The 24,017-nt window shown below is 72.5% G+C and carries 22 protein-coding genes and 1 pseudogene; 13 read left to right on the top strand and 10 right to left on the bottom strand.

Annotated elements, in window-relative coordinates:
* Nucleotides 1-15 precede the first annotated feature (15 nt).
* The 4 genes from AAFX79_00390 to AAFX79_00405 are packed head-to-tail and all read left to right on the top strand — an operon-like array spanning nucleotide 16 to nucleotide 5,102.
* Nucleotides 16-1,101: a hypothetical protein gene (locus tag AAFX79_00390; GenBank protein MEO1007006.1), complete on the top strand. Its 1,086-nt coding sequence runs from the start codon at nucleotides 16-18 to the stop codon at nucleotides 1,099-1,101.
* Between the two features lie 4 nt (nucleotides 1,102-1,105).
* Nucleotides 1,106-1,696, top strand: a complete 591-nt coding sequence (locus tag AAFX79_00395) for a sigma-70 family RNA polymerase sigma factor (protein ID MEO1007007.1) — start codon at nucleotides 1,106-1,108, stop codon at nucleotides 1,694-1,696.
* The gene (locus tag AAFX79_00400) at nucleotides 1,689-2,066 is read left to right on the top strand and encodes a hypothetical protein (GenBank protein MEO1007008.1); all 378 of its coding nucleotides are present in this window, start codon (nucleotides 1,689-1,691) and stop codon (nucleotides 2,064-2,066) included. Before AAFX79_00395 ends, AAFX79_00400 begins: the two co-directional genes overlap by 8 nt.
* Before the next feature lie 57 nt (nucleotides 2,067-2,123).
* Nucleotides 2,124-5,102, top strand: coding sequence for a hypothetical protein (locus AAFX79_00405; GenBank protein MEO1007009.1), 2,979 nt, complete (start codon nucleotides 2,124-2,126; stop codon nucleotides 5,100-5,102).
* On the opposite strand, the gene AAFX79_00410 is transcribed toward AAFX79_00405, so the two are convergent.
* Nucleotides 5,099-5,908 carry a methyltransferase domain-containing protein gene (locus tag AAFX79_00410; GenBank protein ID MEO1007010.1) on the bottom strand — a complete coding sequence of 270 codons (810 nt, stop codon included), beginning with the start codon at nucleotides 5,906-5,908 and terminating at the stop codon, nucleotides 5,099-5,101. The two genes, AAFX79_00405 and AAFX79_00410, sit on opposite strands and share 4 nt — an antisense overlap.
* Between AAFX79_00410 and AAFX79_00415 the strand changes: the two genes are divergently transcribed.
* Complete coding sequence (locus AAFX79_00415; GenBank protein MEO1007011.1) at nucleotides 5,907-6,869, top strand: hypothetical protein; 963 nt, start codon at nucleotides 5,907-5,909, stop codon at nucleotides 6,867-6,869. The two genes, AAFX79_00410 and AAFX79_00415, sit on opposite strands and share 2 nt — an antisense overlap.
* On the top strand, nucleotides 6,866-8,038 hold the full coding sequence (locus tag AAFX79_00420) for a C45 family peptidase (GenBank protein MEO1007012.1): 1,173 nt from the start codon (nucleotides 6,866-6,868) through the stop codon (nucleotides 8,036-8,038). The genes AAFX79_00415 and AAFX79_00420 overlap by 4 nt, the downstream gene beginning before the upstream one ends.
* A gap of 16 nt (nucleotides 8,039-8,054) precedes the next feature.
* Here AAFX79_00420 and AAFX79_00425 read toward each other — a convergent pair whose 3' ends face one another.
* Nucleotides 8,055-8,861, bottom strand: a complete 807-nt coding sequence (locus AAFX79_00425) for a DUF4349 domain-containing protein (protein MEO1007013.1) — start codon at nucleotides 8,859-8,861, stop codon at nucleotides 8,055-8,057.
* A gap of 214 nt (nucleotides 8,862-9,075) precedes the next feature.
* Complete coding sequence (locus AAFX79_00430; GenBank protein ID MEO1007014.1) at nucleotides 9,076-9,519, bottom strand: RNA polymerase sigma factor; 444 nt, start codon at nucleotides 9,517-9,519, stop codon at nucleotides 9,076-9,078.
* On the opposite strand from AAFX79_00430, the gene AAFX79_00435 reads away from it, so the two are divergent.
* On the top strand, nucleotides 9,480-9,608 hold the full coding sequence (locus tag AAFX79_00435) for a hypothetical protein (protein MEO1007015.1): 129 nt from the start codon (nucleotides 9,480-9,482) through the stop codon (nucleotides 9,606-9,608). The genes AAFX79_00430 and AAFX79_00435 overlap by 40 nt on opposite strands.
* A 160-nt stretch (nucleotides 9,609-9,768) precedes the next feature.
* On the opposite strand, the gene AAFX79_00440 is transcribed toward AAFX79_00435, so the two are convergent.
* From AAFX79_00440 to AAFX79_00460, 5 genes are all read right to left on the bottom strand, one after another.
* Nucleotides 9,769-10,797, bottom strand: a complete 1,029-nt coding sequence (locus tag AAFX79_00440) for a type I phosphomannose isomerase catalytic subunit (GenBank protein ID MEO1007016.1) — start codon at nucleotides 10,795-10,797, stop codon at nucleotides 9,769-9,771.
* Between the two features lie 8 nt (nucleotides 10,798-10,805).
* Complete coding sequence (locus AAFX79_00445; GenBank protein MEO1007017.1) at nucleotides 10,806-11,399, bottom strand: FabA/FabZ family ACP-dehydratase; 594 nt, start codon at nucleotides 11,397-11,399, stop codon at nucleotides 10,806-10,808.
* An 8-nt stretch (nucleotides 11,400-11,407) separates the two neighbouring features.
* Nucleotides 11,408-11,623 carry a histone H1 gene (locus AAFX79_00450; protein ID MEO1007018.1) on the bottom strand — a complete coding sequence of 72 codons (216 nt, stop codon included), beginning with the start codon at nucleotides 11,621-11,623 and terminating at the stop codon, nucleotides 11,408-11,410.
* Between the two features lie 146 nt (nucleotides 11,624-11,769).
* Complete coding sequence (locus AAFX79_00455; protein ID MEO1007019.1) at nucleotides 11,770-12,783, bottom strand: aminoglycoside phosphotransferase family protein; 1,014 nt, start codon at nucleotides 12,781-12,783, stop codon at nucleotides 11,770-11,772.
* Nucleotides 12,776-13,540, bottom strand: coding sequence for a gamma-glutamyl-gamma-aminobutyrate hydrolase family protein (locus AAFX79_00460; GenBank protein ID MEO1007020.1), 765 nt, complete (start codon nucleotides 13,538-13,540; stop codon nucleotides 12,776-12,778). The genes AAFX79_00455 and AAFX79_00460 overlap by 8 nt, the downstream gene beginning before the upstream one ends.
* Nucleotides 13,541-13,625: 85 nt before the next feature.
* Between AAFX79_00460 and AAFX79_00465 the strand changes: the two genes are divergently transcribed.
* Nucleotides 13,626-15,008 carry a hypothetical protein gene (locus tag AAFX79_00465; protein MEO1007021.1) on the top strand — a complete coding sequence of 461 codons (1,383 nt, stop codon included), beginning with the start codon at nucleotides 13,626-13,628 and terminating at the stop codon, nucleotides 15,006-15,008.
* A 45-nt stretch (nucleotides 15,009-15,053) separates the two neighbouring features.
* Here the strand turns inward: AAFX79_00465 and AAFX79_00470 are convergent, their stop codons facing one another.
* Complete coding sequence (locus AAFX79_00470; protein ID MEO1007022.1) at nucleotides 15,054-18,143, bottom strand: proline dehydrogenase family protein; 3,090 nt, start codon at nucleotides 18,141-18,143, stop codon at nucleotides 15,054-15,056.
* A gap of 122 nt (nucleotides 18,144-18,265) precedes the next feature.
* On the opposite strand from AAFX79_00470, the gene ribF reads away from it, so the two are divergent.
* The 4 genes and pseudogenes from ribF (at nucleotide 18,266) to AAFX79_00490 (ending at nucleotide 21,435) form a co-directional block, all read left to right on the top strand.
* On the top strand, nucleotides 18,266-19,225 hold the full coding sequence (ribF, locus tag AAFX79_00475; GenBank protein ID MEO1007023.1) for a riboflavin biosynthesis protein RibF: 960 nt from the start codon (nucleotides 18,266-18,268) through the stop codon (nucleotides 19,223-19,225).
* Nucleotides 19,212-20,282, top strand: coding sequence for a DHH family phosphoesterase (locus AAFX79_00480; GenBank protein MEO1007024.1), 1,071 nt, complete (start codon nucleotides 19,212-19,214; stop codon nucleotides 20,280-20,282). The genes ribF and AAFX79_00480 overlap by 14 nt, the downstream gene beginning before the upstream one ends.
* Nucleotides 20,283-20,368: 86 nt before the next feature.
* Nucleotides 20,369-21,085 carry a DNA methyltransferase gene (locus AAFX79_00485; protein MEO1007025.1) on the top strand — a complete coding sequence of 239 codons (717 nt, stop codon included), beginning with the start codon at nucleotides 20,369-20,371 and terminating at the stop codon, nucleotides 21,083-21,085.
* 92 nt (nucleotides 21,086-21,177) lie between these two features.
* Nucleotides 21,178-21,435: pseudogene (locus AAFX79_00490) on the top strand (Imm53 family immunity protein).
* On the opposite strand, the gene AAFX79_00495 reads toward AAFX79_00490, so the two are convergent.
* The gene (locus AAFX79_00495; GenBank protein MEO1007026.1) at nucleotides 21,432-21,908 is read right to left on the bottom strand and encodes a hypothetical protein; all 477 of its coding nucleotides are present in this window, start codon (nucleotides 21,906-21,908) and stop codon (nucleotides 21,432-21,434) included. The pseudogene AAFX79_00490 and the gene AAFX79_00495 overlap by 4 nt on opposite strands.
* Before the next feature lie 45 nt (nucleotides 21,909-21,953).
* Here AAFX79_00495 and AAFX79_00500 point away from each other — a divergent pair, with 45 nt between their 5' ends.
* Nucleotides 21,954-24,008 (top strand): PP2C family protein-serine/threonine phosphatase, encoded by a 2,055-nt coding sequence (locus AAFX79_00500; GenBank protein MEO1007027.1) that lies wholly within the window; start codon nucleotides 21,954-21,956, stop codon nucleotides 24,006-24,008.
* Nucleotides 24,009-24,017: the final 9 nt, after the last annotated feature.

A 24,017-nucleotide genomic window follows, 5' to 3' on the forward strand; every position in this document is an offset into this window, starting at 1 on the left:
ATCCGGAGGACGAGGATGCCCAAGCGAATTCCGAACACGATGGTCCCTCTGCTCGCGGTGCTGGCCGCGGCCTGCGGCACCGCCCTGCCGGCGGCTCACGCTCTGGCCCAGGCAGGGCCCCGCGTCGGCCAGCGGGCCGAGCTCAACGCCGCCCTGGACTACTGGCGGATCATGGAGATCCTCGGCAACGACGCCGAACTGGCCGACGCGGTCCGCGAGGCCGCCGACCGCCTCTCGCGGCAGGATGAGGACGGGGTGTCCGTCGCCGTCGACATCCCGGGCGAACTGCGGCCCGGCGGCGCCACCGCTCGGCTGCTCGTAGAGCGATCCAGCTCGGTCGCCGGGCTCATCCGCGCATCGAGCGTCCCGTCGTGCGACTTCCAGATCCGATACGAGGACGGCTTCGACGCGCTGCTGCCGCACCTGCGCTCGATGCGGCAGTCGGCGTGGTTGCTCATCGTGGATGCCCGCCGGGTGGCGGCCGCGGGCGATCTGTCCGGCGCCGCCGAGCGGCTCGCCGCGACGCTGCGCATGGCGCGGCACGTCGCGTCGGACTTCACGATGATCAGCTCGCTCGTGGCGGTCTCGATGGCGCACTCGGCGTGCGTGCAGGCCGCCTGGCTGCTCGAGCAGCCGGGCCTCGCCGATGCGCAGCGCGAGGCGCTGCACGCCGCCGCGCTCGGCTTCGATCCGGAGGACCCCTTCAACCTCGTGGGAGCGCTCACCATCGAGCAGGACATGGTCGGCCTGCTGGCGACCAAGTACCGCGGGCCCGACGCGGGTCGGCGATTCGCCGAGGGGTTCATCGGCGACAACTGGGAGGGCCTCGAGGCCGAGGAGCGAGCCGTTGCCGCCATGGATGGGCCGCGGTTCCGCGAGGCGATCGACCGCACCGTGGATGCCTACGACCTGCTGATCGATGCGTGGCTGGCCGAGGACGCGGAGGAGCGGCTTGCGGCCTGGGGTGCTCGATTGGAAGCCGGCGACTTCGGCCCCATCGCCATCCTGACCGTGCCGTCCTACGGCCAGGTGCGCACGCAGGCGGCCAAGGGGCATGCGTCGCTCCTGCGCATCCGCGACACCACCGCGCCGGACCGCTAGCCGCGTGGCCGACGTTCCGCCAGTCGGCGATTCGCGCACCGATCGCGACCTGCTGCGCGCCATGCGCCGGGGCGAGGACGCCGCGGCCCGCGCGCTCTGGGGCCGCCACGCCGGCCCGCTCGTGCGATACGCCGAGAGCATGGTGGGGGCGGCCGAGGCCGAGGACGTGGTGCAGTCGGCCTTCGTCGCCGCGCTGCAGCGGCCGCCGCGCGAGATCCGCCGCGTCCGCGACCCCGCGGCCTGGCTGTGCCGGCTGACCCGCAACGCCGCCCTGAACGCGCGGCGCGCCGCCGAGCGACGATCCCGATGGCACGATCGCGGCGGCCGTCCCGTCGGCGAGACGCCACCTACTAGGGGCGATCTGCCCGAGGCGCTCGCGCAGCTCGATCCGGAGCTACGCGACGCCGTGGTGCTCCGCCACGCGTACGGATTCACCGTCGAGCGGTTGGCCGATGCGCTGGGCGTCTCGCGGAGCACCGCGGCCGATCGCTACGCCCGGGGCCTGCGAGAAGCCCGCAACGCCCTAGACGATCGATCGAAGCCGGACGCGGCTGCGCCAATCGTCGTCCATCCGGAGGGAGTGCACCATGGCTGAGCGAGACTTCGACGCCTTCGTGCCGCCTGCGCCGCGGCCCGCGTACCCGCCTCGGGTGGCCTCGGCGGTGGCGAGGGTCCGCCGCCGGCGGTTGGTGCGGCGGACGAGCCTCGCGGCGCTGGGTACGGTGGCGCTGCTCGCCCTTGCCGCATGGCCGCTGCTGCGGCAGCCGCCGGCGGCGCACGACCATGGGCCTGGCGTCGCAGCCGCGGCCCCGCCGAGCGAGAGCCTGCTCGGCCTCCGCCGGCAGTGGCAGCGGGGGGGGGAGCTGCCAGCGCCCGCGGCCCGGCCTCCCCGCGGGAGCGATGGAGATCCCGCGCCCATCCGCGCCGGCGAGCGCGCCCGCCTGCTGGATCTCCGCGCCGGCTGATCCCGCGCCGGCTGATCCCGCGTGGAGCCCGACCGTCGCCGCCGCCGATACGGGGGCATGACGCCCGCGATCCGGCGATGGCTCCGGCTCGGTGTGCTTGCGGCCTCCATGCTGGGGGTCGCGGCCCACGCCCAGATTCCCGAGGATCTCGACGACGAGCCCGCCGACGTGCAGCGGCCCGCGGCAATCAGCCGCATCGTCCGCCACTTCGACTTCGAGGAGCAGGCGATCAACCCGATCGATGTGCCGCTCTACTGGGTCCGTGCGCAGCACGATCCCGAGGTCCGCGATCGGCCGCGCTACCCCCTCGCCAACCTCGCCGCATTGGATTACGCGGCGGCCGCCGCCAGCGGCTTCGGCTCGGCGCGTTTGCGGACCGCCGGCGGAAGCACCAGCCTCCGGCTGCAGCCCGGCGTCATCCCGGTGTTCCCCTCGGTCCGCTATGCCATCGGCGCCATGGTCCGCACCGAGGGCCTCACGCATGCGCGGCCCCGGCTCATCGGCCGGCTGCTCGATGCCGACGGCACGCCCATCCCCGGCGCGGAGGCCTCCTACACCGCACCGCTGAGCGAGAACGGCTTCACGCCGCTGCTCCTGCAGATGCCTCCGGCCCCCGAGGACGCCGTCTCGCTGCAGATCGACCTGGAGCTGGCACAGCCCCGCGAACTCGGCGGTACCCAGGCCAACGACTACACGATCTGGAACGAGGACTTCGAGGGGGCGGCCTGGTTCGATGACGTCGTCGTGGTGCAACTGCCCACCGCTTCACTCGAGCCGGCCGAGCCCACGGGGCTGTTCGTCGGCGAGGAGCGCCCGTCGGTGCGGGTCCGCGTCCGCGACCTGTCGGGCGACCCCATCACCGTCACGCTGCGCGCCGTGGACGACACCGGCCGGATCGTGGACGAGAGGATCGAGCAGATCGGAGCGGGCGTCTGGACGCTCGACTGGCGGCCGACTCTGCCGGCCCTGGGCTGGTACCACGCCGAGATGACGATCGGTGCCGGGGGCGTTCCCATGGTGCGCTCGGGCGTGTCCTTCGCCTGGATGCCCGAACTGTCGCCGCTCGCGACGCTCGGTTCGGCCGCGGCCGTGGCCGTGGACGATCCGCGCGCGACGCGGCCGGTCGTGCGGGCGGAGTTGTACGACCGCAAGCGGCTCGGCCTTGTCGCGCCCGCCACGCCCGCCGCCGCCCTCGCGGTGCTGCCCGAGTTCGTGCGGAAGTCCGGCGCCCGTGCGATCGCGCTGCGGACGCCGCTGGATGGCGAGGCAACCAGCGAAGGGTCCGGCGACGGCGACGCACCGCTGGCCTGGGCGGAGGAGGCCCAGTGGTCGCTGCAGCTGCTGCGCCGCCTCGGCGTGCAGCCGACGGCGATCCTGATGCCCAGGCCCGCCATCACCGAGGGCGAGCTGGCCAGCGACGGCGACCTGGCGCTGCGGGCCCTCGAGGATCCCACGCTGTGGACCGAACGCATCGTGCCCCTGACCGACCTCATCGGCGACGCCGTGCGGCGGTGGCACATCGGGCCGCTGGGCAGCGAGGCCCACGCCGCCGGCGACCAGAACACCGCCCGGCTCGCCGCCGCCGGCGCGCGATTGCAACGGCTCCGGCCCGGCGTGATCGTCGGCGTCCCGTGGAGCGGCGAGTTCGTGCTCGACGGCGTGCCGCTGGCCGCCACTGGCGGCGACGCCATGCTCACCGTCAGCGTGCCGGGCCACGCCAGCCCGGAGACCATCGCCGAACTCGGCGGGCGCCTGGCCGACATGGGGCCGGCCTCCGACGAGCCCACCGAGGGGCGAGCCATCCCCGCTCCCGTGCCGGCCCGTGTCGAGACCACGATGGTGCTCCAACCCATGGACGAGGAGTCGTTCGGCCGCCGGGCGGCGGTGCGGCACCTCGTCGGCCAGATGCTCGAGTTCTGGCGTGGCCTGCCCGAGACGCCGACCGATCGGCTTGAGGCCGACGGTCCCGTGCACCGCCTGGCGCTGGCGGACGGCTGGGCGTGGCGCACCGAGGGCGTGCTCCGCGCCGAGCCCACGGCCCGCCTCGCCGCCTGGCGGGCCGTGGGGGATCGCCTCGCGGGCACGCGGTTCGTCCGTGCCTTCACCACCGCGGACGGCATCGAGTGCATGGTCTTCCGCCGGCTCACCACCGGGCTGCGCGACGAGGGCGGGCTTGTCGTGCTGCGGCGCCACTCCGCGCCCCGTGGCGGCGATCCCGCGCCCTTCGAGCTCTACCTCGGAGAGGACCCTGTGACGGTGTACGACGCGTATGGCAACCACTGGGAGGTCCCCGAGATCGCCGTCCACGAGCCCTTCGCCGAGACGCCCCGGCAGGTGCACCGCATCGCCGTGGACGAGGATCCGGTGTTCGTCGAGGGCGTCGACATCGAGCTGCTGCTGTTCCTCGCCTCGCTTCGGCTAGAGCCCGACCTGCTGCCGGCCATCGACATCGAGCACGAGGTGGCGCTGGTCGTGCAGAACCAGTGGCCCACGACCACCTCGATCCGCAGCCGGATCGTCTCGCCGGGGGGCTTCGCCGGCCGATCGGTGGCCCAGCGGGACTGGGAGATCTCGCCCCGGCTCAGCGACCTGGTGCTGTCGGGAGCCGAGGAGCGCCGCGTGCCCATCACCGTGCGATTCCGGCGGTCCGAGCAAGCCGGCCGCAAGATGCTGGGGCTCGAGCTGGACGTCCGCGGCGAGCGATCGGCCGAGCGGCTGCGGGTGGACGTGCCCTTCCGCATCGGGCTGCCCTACCTGGAGGTGGACGCCACGGGGCGGCGCTCCCCTGGCGGCGGCGTCGTGGTCACCGCCGTCATCCGCAACATCGGGCAGCGCCCGCTCACGCTCGACCTCACCGCTCTTGCGCCCGGGGTTGCCCGAGCCCGCATGACCATCGCCGAGCTGCCGCCCGGGGGCACCGCCCGCCGCGAGCTCGTGCTCCGCGAGGTGCGGGGCGCGCAGGCCGGCGCGGTGACGCTCTCGGTCGAGGACGTCGCCATCGGCGCGCGATTGAACTACGACGTCGACCTGCCCTAGTGCGCCAATCCGCCTCGGCGGAGCAGCCAGAGCGCGTAGCCCGGCTCGGTGGGCTCGATGGGGCGGCCCTGCTCGTCGACGCAGCCGGCGGCCTCGAACGGCGAGCGATCGACGAGTGTTCGCCACTGGCGGAGGTCGTAGGTCCGCAGGTCGTAGTTCGTCGGCAGCACGAAGTCGCCGGCCGGCCGCTCGATGTGCAGCACGCTGGTGACCCGCTCCCGCCGTGGCGACGCGCGCCCGGGTGGCTCGTACTGCACCACCTGCGTCACGCGCAGCGGCCCGCGGGCGCCCCGCCACACGTCCTCGGAGGGCTGCTCCACGCCGTAGGCCGACAGGCTGATGCCGACGACGTACACGCCGCCGGACCGGAGCGAGGCGTGCACCAGTTCCAGGTGCCGCAGCACCGCGGCGTCGCTCGAGAGGTGGCGGATCGTGTTGATCGTGTTGAACGCCAGGCCGAAGCGCCACGCCGGCGCGAGCCGCCTCGGGTCGGCGGATTGCATGTCGCCCAGCGCGAGCCTGCAGCGGCGCGGGTCCCGCACCCGCCGCTGCGCGTAGGCGATCATCTCCGGCGAGCGATCGACGCCGAGCACGCGTATGCCCCGTCGCTCGGCGGCCCGCAGGTACCGCCCGCTGCCACAGCCCGGCTCGAACCATGCGAGACGCTCGTCGATGCCCAGCTCGCGCGCGATGCGCCGCAGACCGTCGATCTCCGCCTGCGTGCCCGCCGCGTGCAGCACGTCGTACAGCACCGGTTCGTCGTAGAATCCGTGCGCAAGCCCGTTGGCCGCAGGAGATCCGCCCATGCCACAGCGTACCGGACGAGCCCCGATCGGGCGCGTCGCCGCCGCCGCGCTCGCGTGCCTCGCCGTGACCCTCGGCGCGACGACCTCAGAGCCCGACCAGCCCGTCCGCCGGGTGCAGGCCGCCGGCGCCGAGGCGCTCGTTCTCCGCGATGGGGTACGGCACGGCGGTGTTGCGATCGAGGCGCCCTTAAGGCCCGTCGACGCGGCCGAATTCGGCGGCCTGCTGCTGGTCGCGGGCCGGGACGGGGTCGTCGACGTCTTCCGTCCGACCGACGCCGGCGCCCGGCGGGTGCACCGCGTGGAGAACCTGGGCCGGGGACTCGTCCGACTCGCGGTCGCGGACGACGTCGAGCGCGTGCTGGCGCTGGCGGCCGATTCGCTGGAGATCTTCGGCTTCATCGCCCCCGATCCCGAGCTCACCGACGAGCCCGAGGAACTCGATCCCATCATCGTCGACCACGCCCGGTTCTGCGACTTCCTCCGCGGAGACGACGGCGTCGCCGCCAGGCCGCGCACGTTTGCGCTGGGGCAGGACTACTTGGTACTCGCCACGGACGACGAGCTCCTGCAGCTCATCTACCAGGACCGCAGCTACCGCGTGCATGCGCGGCATCCGCTGCCCGACGCCATCGCGCGTGTCGAGGATCTCGCGTTCACCGGATCGCGCTGGGTGCTGGCCGGCCTCGATCGCACGGCCCGCCCGGTGCTATGGACAGCGCCCGCCGTCACCGAGGCGTGGACCGATCTCGGCGTCGATGCGCTCGATGCGGCGCTGTCGGCCGGCGGCGAGCCCATCGCCTGGCTGCCCGGCGGGCTGTCGGTGGGCGATGGCTCGATCTCGCTGGCGATCCGCGGCGAGCGGCCCGGGATCGTCGGCTGGCCCGCCGATGCCGCGTCGGTCGAGCCCGCCGAGCTCCGCGTGCGATGGCTCGACGCGACCGAGAGCGACGACGGCGGATGACGGCAGCCAGCGCCGCGCCGCACATCAACGAGGCCGCACCCGTGCCCCGGTACTGGCTGCCCGGCCGGCCGCAGGACGCCGGCTACGCGCACGGCCGGGCGATCACCGAACTGCTCGCGCCCGCCTTCGCCGATCGCTACATCGCCCGCGTTGCGCGCGCCAACCGCGTCGATCGAGCCGCGCTCGATGCGCAGGCCGCCCGCTGGATGGAGCACCTGCCCGAGCCCTACCGCCTCGAGATCGATGCCATGGCGGCGGGCGCGCGCGTGCCGGCCGACGGCGTCGCGCAGTTCCTGTACGCCGACATCGCGGGCCCCAGCTCGCCCTACGCCGCGAGGCCCGACGCCGGTGATCCGCCCGGGCCCATGTGCAGCGCCATCGCGCACCGCATCCGCGATGGGTTGCTGGTCGCCCGCAACTGCGATTGGCTGCCGGCGACGCTCTCGCGCGCCACCGCGGCGGTGGGCCACGCCCGGCCCGGCCACCTGCCCGTGCTGGCCGTCGGCATCCGCGGCGACATCGACATCGATACCGGCCTCAACGCCGCCGGCCTCTGGCTGCACCTGCACACCATGCACGCGACCGACGCCCCGGCCCTCGCCCGGCCCGGCGGCGGGCCCCGGCCGCTCATCTCGTGGCTCTTCTGGGGTCGCTACGCCCTGGAGACCTGCGAGACGCTCGACGATGTCGATCGCCTTCTGGCCAAGACCCGCCGCGACCGGGGCGTGATGGTGGTGGCCGCCCACGGCCCCAGCCGGACGGCCGCGGTCTTCGAGTGCCACCACGCGTCTCACGAGCGGCGGGACCTCGAGCCGGGCGACGCACCGTGCCTGCTGGCGACCAACCATCCCTGGCACAAGCACCCCGACCGCGCACGAGCCATGCGATCCAAGACCGGGGCCACCATCGCACGGGCCGAGCGGCTGAAGGAAGCCAGCGGCGGCCTCAACGACGCAACGACGCCCGAGCACCTTCAGCACATCCTGGCCGATGCTCGCGTCGAGATGCGGGCCGACCCGGCCACGCCCGACCGCCCGCTCAGGACCATCTACAGCAGCGTGTGCGACATCGCGTCGGGCGAGCTGCGGTTCGCATCGGGCCGCGAGGACCCCGAACGCCCCGCGGCCAGCGGGGGAGTGTTCGAGCGAGTGGAGTTGCCGTGGGGGTGATGTGGGCGATGATCGCCTACGACCAGGTCGCGCGCCACCGGAGCGTGCGGTAGACCCACACGCCGACGGCCGCCAGGCCCAGCCACGCGAGCAGGCCGCCCACGAAGACCTCGACGATCCAGGCAGCAGAGTCCGCAAGGGTGCCACCACCGCGTGCCAGCGCCTCCCGCATGGAGACGAGAAAGCTGGTCTTCCCCGCGCCGCCGGAGGAAGCGTCTGGCTCCGCCTGGACCCGCTGGATCTCGCCCCGCAGCGTCGCCAGCGCCACACGGGCGGTGGTCGCGGCGCACTGCGCCTCGAGCCGCTCGATGTCAAGCCGCACCTCGCCGAGCGCCTCGCGGACGCGCAGCACGTCGGCCAGCGGCGCTTCCGCTCGGTTCGCGAGCAATTCGAGCAGTTCGGCCTCGATGCGTTCCTCGTTGCGCAGACGCGCTTCCAGATCGGTCAGCACGTCGGTGGCGTCGCTCGCGGATCGATCCTCGCGCTCGACGGCCGCCACGCCGGGCAGGCGGCGGAGGCCTGCGAGCACGTCGTCCAGCCGAGTAGCCGTGATCCGCAGCGTGGCGCTCGCCACCATGTCGCCGCGCTGGCCGGACACCCGACTGTTTTCGACGAACTCGCCGGGTTCCAGCATCGCAATCGCGGCCTCGTAGGCGCCACGAACGTCCGCCACGCGCAGCTCGATCGTTGCGCGACGCACGATGGCGCGGCCACTGGGCGAGAGCGACCGCGGTTCGTTCGAGACGGTCCAGCCCTGTTCCACGAACGCGGACGGCACGCTGGCGAGGCGATCGAGCGTGGCGCGTTTTTCGGCCTCGCTCATGGGGACGTACGTGATGGGGCCGCTCGGCGCCAACTGGCGCGCAACGTTGCCGACGGCCCGCGTTCCGGATGGCGGCGATGCCAGCCATGACACCGCCGCCACCATGCCGCCGATTCCGCGTCGCGTTCGTCGAGTGCGGCCCGCCACAGCCGCGTGGGCTCACCCGTCCACTCGGTGCGGCGTTGCAGTTCGTTCGCCAGTGGGTCGCGATCGGTCATGGCGTGGGCTCCTCCGTCTCGAGGCTCCCGCGGAGCTGCCGCATTGCGCGGTGGACCCGTGTCTTGAGCGTGCCGAGCGGGATGCCGAGGACGGATGCCGCCTGCTCGTGGGTCATGCCCCGCATGTGGCACAGCAGCAGCGCCTCACGGTCGGGTTGCCACAAGAGACCCAGCACGTCGCCCAGCCGATCGGGCTGGGAGTCTTCGGAGGCGGCGTCAACGACCAGCGAACGCGACACGCGGCGGGCGTGCGATCCCGATTGGCTTCGGAGTACCGCGTGCCGCCCCTCGCGTCGCACTGCGTCGCGGCAGCGGTGGATCGCGATGCGGTATACCCACGTCGCGAAGCTGCTCCGCCCCCGGACTTCGCGGCGTGGCGGATCACCCGCATCCACGTCTCTTGCACGACCTCGCGGGCGAGGTCCTCGCGGCCGTTGCACAGCCCAAGCGTGAGCCCGAGCAGCCGATGCTCGTGCCGCCGGGCCAGCTCGCCGAGCGCGAGTTCGGCCGCTGCATTCGGCCGGCGTGATGCCCCGCCCGCCCCCACGAAGCGTGCGAGCAACTGCTCATCGTCCAGTTCATCGAGCTGTACGGTCTGTTCCATGGCGGCTTCGGCCATTAGACCCCGCGAAGCCGGGCACGGTTTTTCTTTTTCTGGGTTTTCTGCTGCGAGGAGGGTGCCGGCGCAGTCAGTCCGCCGCCCCGACCCCGACCCGCAGCAGCCGTGTCCGTCCGGGGGGCGTGCCCGCGTCGTTGGCGAAGCTCGCCTCGTCGGCGCAGACGGCGGGGACGACCACCGTGTGCCCGGCGTGGATCACCAGCGGCTCGCCATCGCCGAACACGACCTCGCCCATGCCCGAGACGAGCATCAGCACCTGGCAGCGGCCATCGAAGGCCAGCGGGATCTCGTCGCTCGGCGCGGGGCGGGCCTCGTCGATCGTGAAGGCGTCGAGCGCGCACAGCCGGCCGGCCTCATCGTGCCGAGGCAGCCGCGTGCTCGCGGGCGGCGGGCCCTCCAGGATGCACTCCGCGGCCTCGTCCAGGTGCAGCTCGCGGTCCGTCCGACCGAACTCGCGGGCCCAGTCGTACACGCGGAACGTCGTGTCGCTGGGCGTCTGCACCTCAGCCACGAGCGTGCCGGCCCCGAGCGCGTGGATCGTCCCCGTCGGTAGCGTGTGCAGGTCGCCCACGCGGGACGGCGCCGCGTGCAAGAGCACCGGCACGTCGCCGCCGCTCTGCGCGGCCTCGATCACATCGCTCGCCACCACGCCGGGCGCGAGTCCCTTGAGGATCCGGGCGTGCGGGTCGGCCTCCACGACGTACCAGCACTCGGTCTTCACGTGCGCACCCGGATGCCGCGTGGCGTAGCCGGCGGTGGGATGGACCTGGATCGACAGATCCTCGCGCGCGTCGAGGTACTTGATGAGCAGCGGGAAGCGGCCCTCCGGCGCGTCGACAGCGCCCAGCAGGTCCTCGCCCCAGGCTGCGACGACGTCGCGGATTGTCCGACCGCGCATGCCGCCAGTCTCGATCACGCTCGAGACCGAGCCGCCACCCGCGCCGCTGGCGCTCGTGGCGTCGAGGTCGGCCAGCTCCCAGCTCTCGCCGATGTTCGCACTGGCCGGCAGGGGCTTGCCGAACAGTTCGAGGCGTCGGCCGCCCCAGACCTTCTCGAAGAGCGTGGGTTGCAGCAGCAGTGGATGGGGGGCGGCGGACACCTGGGCCTCTAGCCGCGATCGGTGCCGTGCCCGCTGATTGCGGCGTCGGTGCCCTCGTTGGGCACCATGGCCATGCCGGAGATGGCGGCCTCGAAGGCGATCTTGTCGTTGACGACGCCCTGGATGTCCGCGCTGAAGCGGCGGCGGCCGAACTTGATCTCGCGGCCCAGGATCACCAGCTCGTCGCCCGGGGCGACCATCGAGCGGAAGGCGGCATTCTCGATGCGCAGGAAGGCCGCGATGTACGGGCGGTCCTGGCGGATCAGGAACATGAAGCAGGCCAGCTGGGCGCCGGCCTCGATCTGGAGCACGCCGGGGAAGAGGGGCTGGCCCGGGAAGTGACCCGCGACCCAGAAGTCGTCGTCCGTCAGCCGCTTGGCCGCGACGGCCTGCGTGTAGCCGTCGTTGTGCCACACGATGCGGTCGAGCAGCCGCATGTGGCCGCGATGGGGCAGCACCCGCTCCACGCCCTCGGTGTCGAAGGCCTGGGTCGCGAAGTCGATGTGGTTGATCGGGAAGAGCAGCCCCTTGGCCTCCGTGCCCGGGCCGGGCGTCGCGGGGGGTGGTCCCGCGGGCCCCGGCTCGCTCGAGATGGTCGTCATGTCCGGGCTCATTCCTGCTTGCGCATGTCCAGGACCTCCTTGCGGACCTCCTGGGCGAGGTTCTTGATGTCCTGCATCGCCGATCGGACACGCGTGCCGGCGGCCTTGTTGCCGCCCTTGGCCTTGTCGAGGTCTTCCGCGATGGACTCGAGGATCTGTTTCATCTGATCATACTTCTCCACGAGCGTGTCTCCCACGGCGAGCCGGGTTGGCGCCCCTCGCACGGGGCGGCTCACCGGCGTGATACTTCACGCCCGCCACGGGCGGGGCAAGTGCGGGGCAAGTTCGGGGCCTGAGTCGATTCCGGGCCGGCAGGCCGGGTCAGGCGGCAAATCCGAGGGCCCGGGCCGGGTGCGAAGGCTGGAAATCCCTAGCCCCCGAGGGTCCGGACGGTCCGCTCCAGGACGTCCAGAGCGCCGGCCAGGTAGGTCGCGTCGCCCTCGTGATCGAGGTTTGCGGGCGCCGCCGCCGCTGCCAGCAACCGCTTGGCGTTGGCCAGCTTGCCGTACTCGTCCTCGATGGGAAGGCCGGCCTCCCGCCGGGCCCGGGCCATGTAGGACAGCGGCCGGACGCCGTGGAGACGGTCGCGGCGACCCCAGAACTGCCGCTCGAGGTAGAGCGCGTCCTCGCTCCAGTGGCCGGGGCGGACGAGCGCCAGATCGATCAGCGCCACGTGCCGTACGCCGTCGTCGTTGGCCCGCCACATCGCATTGGCGGGGTGCAGGTCGCCGTGCAGCCAGGCGCTGGTGGGCCGCCGGAGCCACAGGTCCAGGCAGCGGGGCACGAGCCGGTGGGCGTGCTTGAGGGCGACGTGCCACTGCCGCGCGTGGTCGAAGGTGTCCTCGCGGGCCATGGCCCGGGCGTGCCCGATGAGCTTCTCCCAGTCGGGGTCCCAGGGCCGGCCGGCGGGCGGGCGGATGCGGGCGGCCCGAGCCTGGAAGCTCGCCGCCGCGTCGAGCAGCTCGGCCAGCGGCCGTTCGCCCAGTTCGGCCGACACCGGCTTGCCCTCGAACCGCTCGGTGACCAGCCAGCACATGTCGTAAGGTCCGAGAACCTCGGCAGACGCCAGCAGACGCGGCGTGGGCTTGGCCAGGCTCGCGGAGCTCGACCAGCCGTCGGCACCGCAGTCGCCCAGGGCCGAGACCCATCGCCGCTCGTCGGGACCAACGGGGACCTTGACCACGCACGGCGAATGCGAGCCGTCGGCGTGGGTCCAGGTCGCGTTGCCGGTGGCCGAACCGCCGCGCTGCCAGCTGGTGCGGAACCACTCGATCTCGCCCAGGCCGGGTCCGGCCGCCTCCCGGACGACCGGGGCGAGCATGGCCCCGAGCGCCAGCGGATCGCCGGCGTCCAGGGCCGCCGCGTTGGAGGGGGCTTCAGACATCCCGGCGACGGGCACCTCCGAGGGCCGCGTGCATCCTACCCGAAACACACTCGGAAACGAAGGCCCGGTAGACACCCAGGCCGAGCATCCGCTCGCCGCTGCGCTCGGGATGCCACTGCACGCCGACGAAGAACGTCCGAGAGGCGTCCCGGACTGCCTCGATCACGCCGTCGGGGGCTACGCCGATAACGTCGAGCGCCCCCGCGTCGGTCATCGCCTGGCGGTGCCTGCTGCAGGGCCGCTCGCCGGCCGCCTCGCGGAGCCAGGCGGGCGCGTTGCCGACGGGCTCGATCGCGTGCTCGCCCCCCCAATGGACATCGGCGGCGGCACCGAGGGTGTCGGGCAGGTGCTGGTCGAGCCGGCCGCCCGCGATCAGCGCCATCATCTGCATCCCGTAGCAGACCCCGAGCACCGGCAGCTCGGGCCGGGAGCCCAGCTCTCCAAGCAGCGCCACGTCGAAGGCCTGCCGCAGCGGGTCGACGGGCGTGACTCGAGGATCGGTGGGGACGCCGAAGGGCTCGGTCCTGGGGTCGTCGCCGCCGATGAGCAGCACGCCATCCGCGAGGCCGAGCACGTCGCCGAGGAGCTCCGCCCGCGGCGGCACGACCAGCGGCAGCCCACCGGCGGCGGCGACCGCGTCGACGTAGCCCAGCCGGCACGCGGCCCGGGGCATGGGCGGCGTGCCCGGGGCCCGATCCACGTCGCCCGCGATGGCGATGACGGGCCGCGCGGGCCGATCTTCGGGGTGCTTATCCAACCGCGGCCTCCGTGCCGATGGCGGGGGTGGCCCCGCAGCCCAGCATACTCCATCGGAAGCCGACGCCCGGAAGAATCACACGACCGTGCCCGCCCGCCCCGCCATCCTGGCCCTGCTCGTGGCGATCGCCCTCGCGGTCGGGTCCATCTGGCTGCTCGCGCCGCCGCCGCCCGAGGCCGATCGGGTGCCGCGGAGTTTGCTGGAGGTCGATGCGGCGGCCATCACGGCACTGGAGCTGTCCCGCCCGGGTGGCGCCGCGGCGCGGATCGAGCGGGGCCCGCTCGGCTGGTCGATGGCGGGCGGCACCTACCCCTGGGCGATCGACGAGACCCGCGCCCGGGCCGCGACGCGCATCCTCGCGGACCTGCGGGGTCGTCCGCTGGCCGACGCCGAGGAGGAACCGCCGCCCGTCGCCGCGACGATCACGCTCGGCGATGCCGCCGGCCGCAGCTTCGCCATCGGCGTGCGCGAGCCGGTGGTGGGCGGCCGCCGGGTGGTGGACCTCTCCATGGACGGAGCGCCCGCGGAGCGATTCGTCGTCGACGAGCCGCTCTACGAGCTGTTCGCGGTCAGCGGTCTGGACGCCTGGCGCGTGCCGCTGGCCCTGGCGGGGCTGCCGGGCCGGCCGTCGCGCGTGGCGCTGGAGTCGGCGTCGGGTCGGCTGGAGTTCGCTCGCGTCGACGGTCGCTGGGCGCTGCGGACGCCCGTGGCGGTCCGGGCCGACGAGGCCGCGGTGGACGCCCTGCTCGCGTCGCTGGCCGAGCTCCGCATCGAACGCTTCGAGCTGCCGCCGCCCGAGGGCGAGGCGAGCGCCCGCATCACGCTCGAGACTGATGCCGTCGATCGGTCCGGCGGCGAGCCGACTCGGCTCGTCGAGCGGCTCGCGATCGCGCTGCACGGCGCGGCCGACACCACGGGCACGCGGCTCGTCGCCGGGCTGGGCCGCACGCGTGAGGTCCGCGCCGCGGGCGCCGAGCCGGTAGACCTTGGCGCCGCGACGGTGGCGGTCGACGCCGCGCCGCTCGCGACGATCTCCCTAGCGCCCCGCGCCTTCGTTGCTCGCACGGCTCTGGATGGCGACGCCAGCCTCGTCGCGGCGCTCACGGTCGGCGGCGTCCGCTACGAGCGCACGAGTGCGGGCTGGGCCCCGAGCGGCGAGGCGGACGACGACGCCGCCGCCCCGCCGGGCGCGCTCGAGACGGTCGCGCGACTACTCGCCGAAGCTCCGGCAACGCGAGTGCTGATGCCAGACCAGTCGCCGCCCGAGGGCCGCCTCATCGGCTCGGTCGTCGTTTCGGCGGAAGACGCCGGCGGCACGACCATCTCGCCCGTCGGCGGCATCAGGGCGATCGTGCTCGAGCCGTCCGGCGGCGACGCCCTCGTGCTGCTGCAGAGCGAAGGCGTCACACGACAGCACTCGGGCAACGCGGCCGCCGCCATCCGCTGGGCGATCGACGAGGATGGCTAGCCAGTTCATGGCCGTCTGCGCTAAACGAGGTGGGACAAACCGAAATCAGAGTTCCGGCGCAAATCCCCGCCGCATTGTGTTCTCGCAGCTGGCACGGGGCTCGACGAACTGCAGCAGGTAGTCGCCGCCGCCGGCCTTGCTGCCCACGCCCGACATGCCGAAGCCGCCGAAGGGCTGCCGCCCGACGAGCGCGCCGGTGATGCTGCGGTTGATGTACAGGTTGCCCACACGGAGGTCCCGCTTGGCCCGCTCGATGTGCGTGGGCTTGCGGGTGAACACGCCGCCGGTCAGCTTATAGGCGTGCTGGTTGGCGATCCGCAGCGCCTCGTCGTAGTTGGCCGCGTGCATGATGGCCAGCACCGGGCCGAAGACCTCCTGCTGCGCCAGCGTGTGCCCGGCTTCGACGCCCGCGAAGACGTGCGGGCCGACGTAGGGCTTGCCGACGCGGCCGGCCAGGCCCTCGGGCGGCTGCATGCCCAGCTCGAGCGCGAGCCCCTCCCGCTGGGCGGCATCGATGTGGCGGCGGATGTTGCCGGCGGCCTCGTCGTCGATGACCGGGCCCACGTCGGTGCCGGGGTCCATGGGGTCGCCGATGACTAGCGATCGCGTCGACGCCACAAGCCGCCGCGTGAACGCGGCGATGTGCGGCCCGGTGGGTCCCTGCGGATCGACCACGATGCACCGCGAGCAAGCGCTGCACTTCTGGCCCTGGAAGCCGAAGGCGCTGCCGCGGACGCCGAGCACGGCCTCGTCGAGGTCGGCCGAGCTATCGACGATGATGGCGTTCTTGCCGCCCATCTCGCACACGACCTTCTTGACGTGCAGCTGCGCCTCGGGCGTCACGCCGGCGGCCTGGATGATGTCCAGGCCCACCGCCTTGCTCCCGGTGAAGGCCAGGATGGACACGCGGGGGTCCCGCACGAGGGCGGCGCCCGTGGTCTCGCCCGGCGCGGGGCAGAAGTGCATCGCGTCGGCGTGCGACGTGCCGAACTCGGTCCGCATCGCCCCGGCCAGGATGTCGAACAGGACCCGCGCGATGCCCGGCGTCTGCTCCGCGGGCTTGAGGATGATCGTATTGCCCGTGACCAGCGCCGCCGTCGTCATGCCGCAGGCGATCGCCAGCGGGAAGTTCCACGGAGAGATGACGACCGCGACGCCTCGCGGCTGGTACCACTGCTCGTCCAGCTCGCCGATGTACCTGCCTAGCCGCTGGCGATCGAACAGGTGGATGGCCTCGCGCGCGTAGTACTCGCAGAAGTCGATGGCCTCGGCCACGTCGGCGTCGGCGTTGCGCCAGTCCTTGCCATTCTCCTTGATGATGATGCCGCTCAGCTCGTCGCGGCGCTCTCGCATCGCCGCGGCGGCGCGCACCAGCACGGCGGCCCGCTTCCGCGGGGCCGCGTCGCGCCAGGCCGGGAAGGCCTCGTGCGCCCGCTGCACCATCTCGGCGGCCTGCTCGGGAGTGCGATCGTTGGCGACCGCGGGCACCTCGCTGGCGGCGATGGCCCGCGCGAAGGCCTCGCGGCTGCCCTTCTTCGAGAAATCCCGCAGCGGTTCGGTCGCGAACGGCCGGCCGTTGCCGACGCCAGCGTCGCTGCGGCTGAGCTGGTGACGCTCGGGTGCAATGGTGCACAAGTCGGCGGGGTCGGCCTGCCCGTTGACGCCCGCCGCCGGCGCGGGAGGCGCCAGCAGCTGCGCGGGATCGGCCTCGTCCAGGAAGCCGGCCTTCAGCCAGCTCTCGTTGCTGGTGTTCTCCAGCAATCGGCGCACGAGGTAGGCCATCCCCGGGATCATCTCGCCCACGGGCACGTACTCGCGAATACGCAGGCCCATCTCGGTCGCGGCGTGCTTGAGCTGGTCGGCCATGCCGTGCAGCATCTGCAGTTCGATGGCCTCGCGCGGCAGCTGCTTCTCGTCCATGTATGCAAGAGCGGCGGCGATGGAGCGCACGTTGTGCGAGCCGAGCGCGAGCTTCACGCCGCCCCGGCCGGGTTCCAGGCTTGTCGGGCCGAGTCCTTCGGTCGGCTCGCCGGTGGGCGTGGAGTCGAGGAACACGCGGCACATGTCCTCGAAGCACTTGTCGGTCTGCCACTTGGCGTTCCACACCGGGCAGGGCCAGCCCTCTTGCTCGGCGTGGATGGTCTCGTAGTCCCAGTATGCGCCCTTGACCAGGCGGACGGTCACAATGCGGCCCGTGCGCCCCGCCCACTCGCACACGCGGCGGGCGTCGTCGACGCCGCTCTTGAGGTAGGCCTGCATCGCCAGGCCGGCCTGGAAGTCGACGGCCTCGCAGCAGCGGAAGAACAACTCGAGCGTGAGGTCCTTGTGCTCGAACTGCTCCATGTCGAAGTTCACGAAGACGCCGCGGTCGCGGGCGCTCTCGAGGATGGGCACGATGCGGAACATCAGGTCCCCGATGGCGCCCTCGGTGTCGATCGGGTCGTCCTTGGCGCTCAGCGAGCTGATCTTGATCGACACGTTCGTCCGCGGGATGCTGCCTAGGTGGTCCCGCTCCAGCCTCGCGTTGGCCTTCCAGTCCGAGACCGAGGCGGGCAGGTTCTCGATGAGGTCGAGGTACTTGGCCTTGTAGCCGTCGGCCTCGTCGTCGCTAACGCAGGCCTCGCCCAGCAGATCCACGCTGAACGCGATGCCGTCGGCCCAGAGCTTCTTGAGCCCGGGCAGCGCACTGGCGGCGTCGGTGCCCGCGATGAACTTCCGCGCCATGCCCTCGATCTGGCCCGAGATGGTCTTGGTCATCAGGCCCTTGGCCATGCCGCCGGCCTTGAGCCCCAGGTCCATGCCGGGGGGCAGCTTGACGTGCGGCTGGTCGAGATAGTCGCTCAGGTGCTCGTGCACCATGTCGCTGGTGGTCAGCACCGGGAAGGTGTCCACGAAGCGGAACATCTCGACCTTGAAGCCGTGGTCCCGCATCGACCAGTCCATCAGCTTGTCGCTATAGAACGACTTGCTGAGCAGGCCGGCCTTGTGGTCGTGGGCGCGATCCAGCATGTCTCGGCCGATGGACTCGATGCGGGCCTCGAGGGAGGCGGCCACGCCCTCGGCCAGCCCACGCGTGGCGCGGGCGGGCCCCACGGCGGAGGCGGTCGGCTTGGGCTTGCGGGTAAAAAAGGCCATGCGGCTCGCTCCCTCGACCATGGTCCGTTGGCGGTCCGGAAGCCGCCGGATCGCAGTATATTCGCGGGGCGGACCCGGCCCGCGCACGCGGGACGCCGCCGCGGCGCTCGCTAGCATTTCTCTTGGACACGACCCGCTCGGCCATCACCATCGGCGTCTTCGACGGCGTGCACCTGGGCCACCGGGCGCTGCTGGAGCGGGCCCGCGCTCGCGCCGGCGATGGCCCGGTGCTCGCCATGGCCTTCGATCCGCATCCGCGGGCGGTGCTGCGGCCGGACGCCCCCGCGCCGCCGCCGCTCACAACCTTCGATCGGCGGGCCGACCTGCTGCTCGACGCCGGCGCCGACGAGGTGCTGCGGCTCGAGCCCACGCCGGAACTGCTGGCGCTCGCGCCCGAGGCCTTTGTCGACCAGATGCTCATGCCCCACGCGCCGGCGGCGGTGGTGGAGGGGCCCGACTTCCGCTTCGGCGCACGGCGAGCCGGCGGCGTCGACACGCTCGCGGAGCTCGGCCGCGCCCGGGGCTTCGCCGTCGAAGTTGCCGAGCCGGTGGAGGTCGACCTGCACGACCAGAGCCTCGTCCGGGCGTCCAGCAGCATCGCCCGGTGGCTGGTGTCGTACGGCCGTGTTGCCGACGCCGCCCGCGTGCTGGGCAGGCCCTACGAGTTGGCCGGCGCCGTAGTCCGGGGCGACCGCCGGGGCCGGACGATCGGTTTCCCGACCGCGAACATCGAGGCGAGCACGCTGCGGCCAGCCGAGGGCGTGTACGCCTGCCTCGCCGTGCTGCCGGACGGTCGGTCGTGCGCCGCCGCCGCCAACATCGGGTCGCGGCCCACGTTCGATGGTACCGAACCCCGCGTCGAGGCGCACCTGATCGACGCGCCGAGCGATGGGGACGCCATCGCGGGGTTGCCCGAGTACGGCTGGCAGGTGCGGCTGCAGTTCCAGGCCTATCTTCGGGATCAGGTGCGATTCGGCGGCGTCGACGCGCTCGCCGGCCAGCTCGCCCGGGACCGCGACCGGGCCCTGCGGGTCATCGAGTCGCTGGCCGCATATCGGGAGGACGGCGATGTCCCCGCCTGACGCCATCGAGCAGGCCCGCTACGAGACGAACACGTCGCCGGCGGGCCTCGTCGCGTGGATCCGCGACGCCGATCGGCTGCTGATCGTGACGCACTCGCGGCCCGACGGCGACGCGGTGGGCAGCAGCCTCGCGATCGCGCGGGCGGTGCAGCAAGCGGGAGGTTCGGCCGCGCTGGCCTACGCGGGCGAGCTGCCGGGTTGGATGGACTCGATCCTGGCGGGCACGCCCTGGCAGCACCTGGATCGGGGTGAGCCGCCGCCGCCCTTCGATCGTGCGCTGGTTTGCGATACCGGGGCGTGGAATCAGCTGGAGCCCTACAAGCCGTGGCTCGCGGGCAAGGCCGATCGCATCGCCGTGCTCGACCACCACCGCAGCGGGTCGGCCGACGCCGCGGATTTGCGGCTCGTGGATGCCGAGGCCGCCGCGACGTGCGAGCTCGCCGCGGGTGCTTGCGTGGATCTGCTCGGGCTCGCGTCCGCCTCGCAGTTGCCCACGGAGATCGCCGAGCCGCTGCTCCTCGGGCTCGGCACGGACACGGGTTGGTTCCGCCACCCGAGCGTAACGCCGGGCGTGCTCCGGCTCGCGGCCGACCTGATCGAGGCCGGCGGCGACCACGCGACCCTGGTCAAGAAGACCATGCTCAGTGATCCGCCCAACCGGGCGCGGCTCATGGCCCGGGCGCTCGCAACGCTCACGCTGCACGAGGCCGAGGGCCTGGCGACCATCAAGGTCACCGCCGCCGACCTGCGCGAGACGGGATCGAGCGTCGGCATGACCAGCGGCTTTGCCGATCCGGCGCTGGGCGTGCAGGGCATCTCGGCCGCCGCCGTGCTCACCGAGCTACCAAAGGGCCAGGGCGGCCCGGGTGTGGTCAAGATCAGCCTTCGGTCGAAGGTCGACGGCCCCGACGTGGCGAAGATGGCCGGGGCGTTCGGCGGCGGCGGGCACATCCACGCCGCCGGCGCTCGATCGGACAAGTCGCTGGCGGAGGTCGAGGCGGCGTTGCTCGAACTCGTCCGCGCCGTGCGGGACGACGCCGCGACCGGACGAGGCTAGTGGCCGGCGAGCGGCCCAGGCCCGGCCCGCCCCGCTGGCAGGACGTCGCCGGCGACCCGAAGGTCCGTCCCGGGAGGCGGCCGCCCATGCGGCTGATGACCACCACGCTGTGGGCCTACCCCAGCCAGCACTACGACGGCCGCTCCACCGAGCAGGGCGACAAGACGTACGCCGGCGGCACGCCGAGCTGGGTCATCTGGCAGCTGCTCACCCGCTACACCCGCGAGGGCGACGCCGTCCTCGACCCGATGTGCGGCGGCGGCACCACCATCGACGTGTGCGCCGACCTCGGTCGCACGCCGCTGGGCTTCGACCTGGCGCCGAGCCGGCCGGACATCCGCCAATCGGATGCGCGGTCGCTGCCGCTGGACGCGGGTTCGGCGGACTTCGTGTTCCTCGATCCGCCGTACTCGACGCACATCGAGTACAGCGACGATCCGAACTGCATCGGCAAGCTGGATGCGGCCGGTGACGATGGCGGGGAGGCGTACTACGCCGCGATGGACGCCGTCTTCGGCGAGGTGGATCGCGTGCTCAAGGACCGCCGCTACCTCGCGGTCTACATCTCGGACAGCTGGCGGAAGCAGCGGGGCGGACCGAAGGGCTCGGGCGGCGGCGTCTTCATGCCCATCGGCTTCGAGCTGTTCGCGCTGCTCCGCAAGCGATTCCGGCCCATCGACGTCGTGTGCGTGGTCCGCCGCAACGCCAAGCTCAAGCAGGGCCAGCGGCACCAGGCCGCGGCGAAGGACAACTTCTTCATCCGGGGGTTCAACTACTTGCTGATATTCAAGAAGGAGCGCTAGTGGTTCCGGACGCGCACGAGAACGCGCACGTCCTGGCCCGCCTGATGCGGTGGTACCACTCGATGTGCGACGAGGAGTGAGAGCACTCCTGCGGCATCAAGATCGACACCCTGGACAATCCAGGCTGGCGGGTGGCGATCAGTCTCGAGGGTACCGGCGTTGATCCCGCGTCCATTGCCAGAAAGAGCGTGGAACGCAGCGAAGACGACGGGTTCGAGTGCCGGACGGAGTACGACGCCGAGGCGGGAGGGCTCGGCCGTGACAACATGGGGCACTCGTTCCATGGCGCCGGCGGACCGCACAATCTGGCCGATATCCTCGCGTACTTCCTGGAGCACGCGGAGACCTAATGGAAGTGCCCCGGCTGCCGCTCCTCGCGGACCATCGCGCCGATAACCATGGCGGCGAAGAACAGCGTCGCGTCCTTGAGCAGGTACTGGCCCTGGATCGTCGGCGTCAGCACGTTGCCGGCAAAGCACACGTCGAACTTGAGCACGAGGGCCAGCAGCGTGCCCGGCAGCCGCACTAGCAGCAGCAGGATGGCCAGGCGGTTGAGCCGGCGGATGAGCAGGCACAGGCCGATGGCTACCTCCCACCAGCCCAGCAGCGGCACCATGACGGCGGGATCGCCGAAATAGATCGTGTCGGCCAGCAGGCTCGAGCCGGTCTTGAAGCCGAACTGCTTGAGCAGGCCCAGCCAGACGAAGATCACGCCAAAGGAGACGCGATGCAGCCCGTGGCCGTAGCGCCCCATGAATCGCGCGAGGCGATCATCGAAGGCGTCGACCTTCGGATGGCGGTGCAAGTGCTTCAGCCGGCGCACCGCCAATGATTGCGGGGCGTGGGCGGCCACGCGGGAGGCCGGCCGGTGGCACGAACGACGCGAGCCCCACGCACGCAGCCCATCCGCGTCAGCATGACGCTGCACGTGGTGGGCGTGATCGTCGTGCTGTCGGTGGTCGTCTTCGCGATGGCGGTGTTCGGCGCTCGCCGGGCGGTGCAGCGGCTGTCGGGCGAGGTGACCCACCAAGCCACCGAGCGGACCCGGGAGGGGCTCAACCGCTTCTTCGAGCCCGTGGGCGAGTCGCTGGGCATCGCCGCCCGCTGGAGCCAGGCCGGCCGCATCGCGCCCGAAGCGCCCCTCGAGACCCTCGCGGTGCTCGGTCCCTTGGTCCGCCAGTCGCCGTCGATCTCGTCGGCCATCATCGCCGACGAGGCCGGCCACGAGGTGCTCATCCTTGAGCTCGATGACGGCTGGCGGGTGCGGATCACCGAGCCGCCGCCGCCGGACGGCGCGGCCGAGTCGACCAACACCATCGTGCTCCTCGATCGGCAGGGACGCGAGACGCGGCGATGGCGCGAACACGGCTACACGCCGCTGGATCGGGCGTGGTTCCGCCTGGCCATGGAGCGGGCCGACGAAGACGGCTTCGACGCCCAGGGCCGCGGCTCGCTCGCGTGGACGGACGTCTATACGTTCTTCACGACCGGGGACTATGGCATTACGGCCGCCATGCCGCATCTCACGGCGGATGGCTCGCGGCGGGTGATCGCCTTCGACGTGCTGCTGCGGGACATCTCCGAGTTCACCCGCGGCATCCACGTGGTCAATGACGGCGTGGTCGTCGTGACGACGCCGCAGCGGCGGCTGATCGGGGCCCCGGGGCTATCCGAATTCGACGACGCCGAGCGGCTCCGCGGTGCGCTCGAGCGCCCGCTGGGGGACCTGGAAATCCCGCTGCTGGCCCGGGCCGACGAGACGCTGGGCGCGCTGTACTCCAGCGACGAGTTCCGGGTGCTCCGCTTCGGCGTGGGCGGCGAGCCGTGGTGGGGCGCTGCTGATCTCTACAGGCTCGGCGGCGAGCGTTCCTACTGGATCTGGGTGCTCGTGCCCGAGCGGGACATCCTGGGCGACCTGCACTGGCAGCGGGTGCTCATCCCGATCGCGGCGGGCATCGCGCTGTGCCTGGGCGTCCTGCGGGCGCTCCAACTCGCCGCGCGGTACAGCGGGCCCTTGCGACGGCTCGTCGATCAGAGCGATCGCATCAGCCGCATGGAGCTCGACGAGGGCGAGCCCATCACGTCCACGGTGGAGGAAGTCCAGCAGCTCGCCCGCGCCCAGGACCACATGCGGGCCTCGCTCCGCACGCTGGTCAAGCTCGAGCAGGACATGGCGCTCGCGCGGCGGATCCAGCAGGACACCTGGCCCGCGGCGATGCCCACCGATGACCGATTCGAGATCGACGCCTGGAGCGAGCCCGCCGACGAGACCGGCGGCGACGGCTACGACGTGGTGCCCGTCCGCATCATCGATGGCGAGCGCGAGCCGTGCGACGACCATCCCGATCGTGTCTTCTGCATGCTCGCCGACGCGACGGGCCACGGCGTGGGGCCCGCGCTCTCGGTGGCGCAGGCCCGGTCGATGTTCCGCATGGCCGTCCGGGCGGGCATGCCGCTGGACGACATCGCGCGGCACGCCAACCAGCAGCTCGGTGCCGACCTCACCGAAGGGCGCTTCATCACGGCGTGGATGGCCGAGTTCGATCCGGCGACCGGGGAGCTCTCGATGGTTAGCGCCGGGCAGGCGCCGCTCTACCTGCTGCGGTCGGGCGGCGGCATCGAGCGATTCGGCGCCTCGGTGCCGCCGATGGGCGTGCTGCCCGACCTGCCCGACATGGAGCCCGTGGTGGTGCCGCTGGGGCCCGGCGATGCCTTCGTCGTGTGCTCGGACGGCATCTACGAGGCCATGGACGAGGACCACCGCCAGCTCGGCGAGGACGCGGCCATCCGGGCGATCACCGAGGCGCAGCCGGGCGGGCTGGGGGCCATGCGGGCGGCGATCGCGGCAACCGTGGGCGGTTTCGCCGGTAGCGCTCCCGCGTCGGACGATCGCACCTGCCTGCTGATCCGGCGGGTTCGCTGACCTGGTGGT

Source organism: Planctomycetota bacterium, from assembly GCA_039819165.1.
Taxonomy (GTDB): domain Bacteria; phylum Planctomycetota; class Phycisphaerae; order Phycisphaerales; family UBA1924; genus JAHCJI01.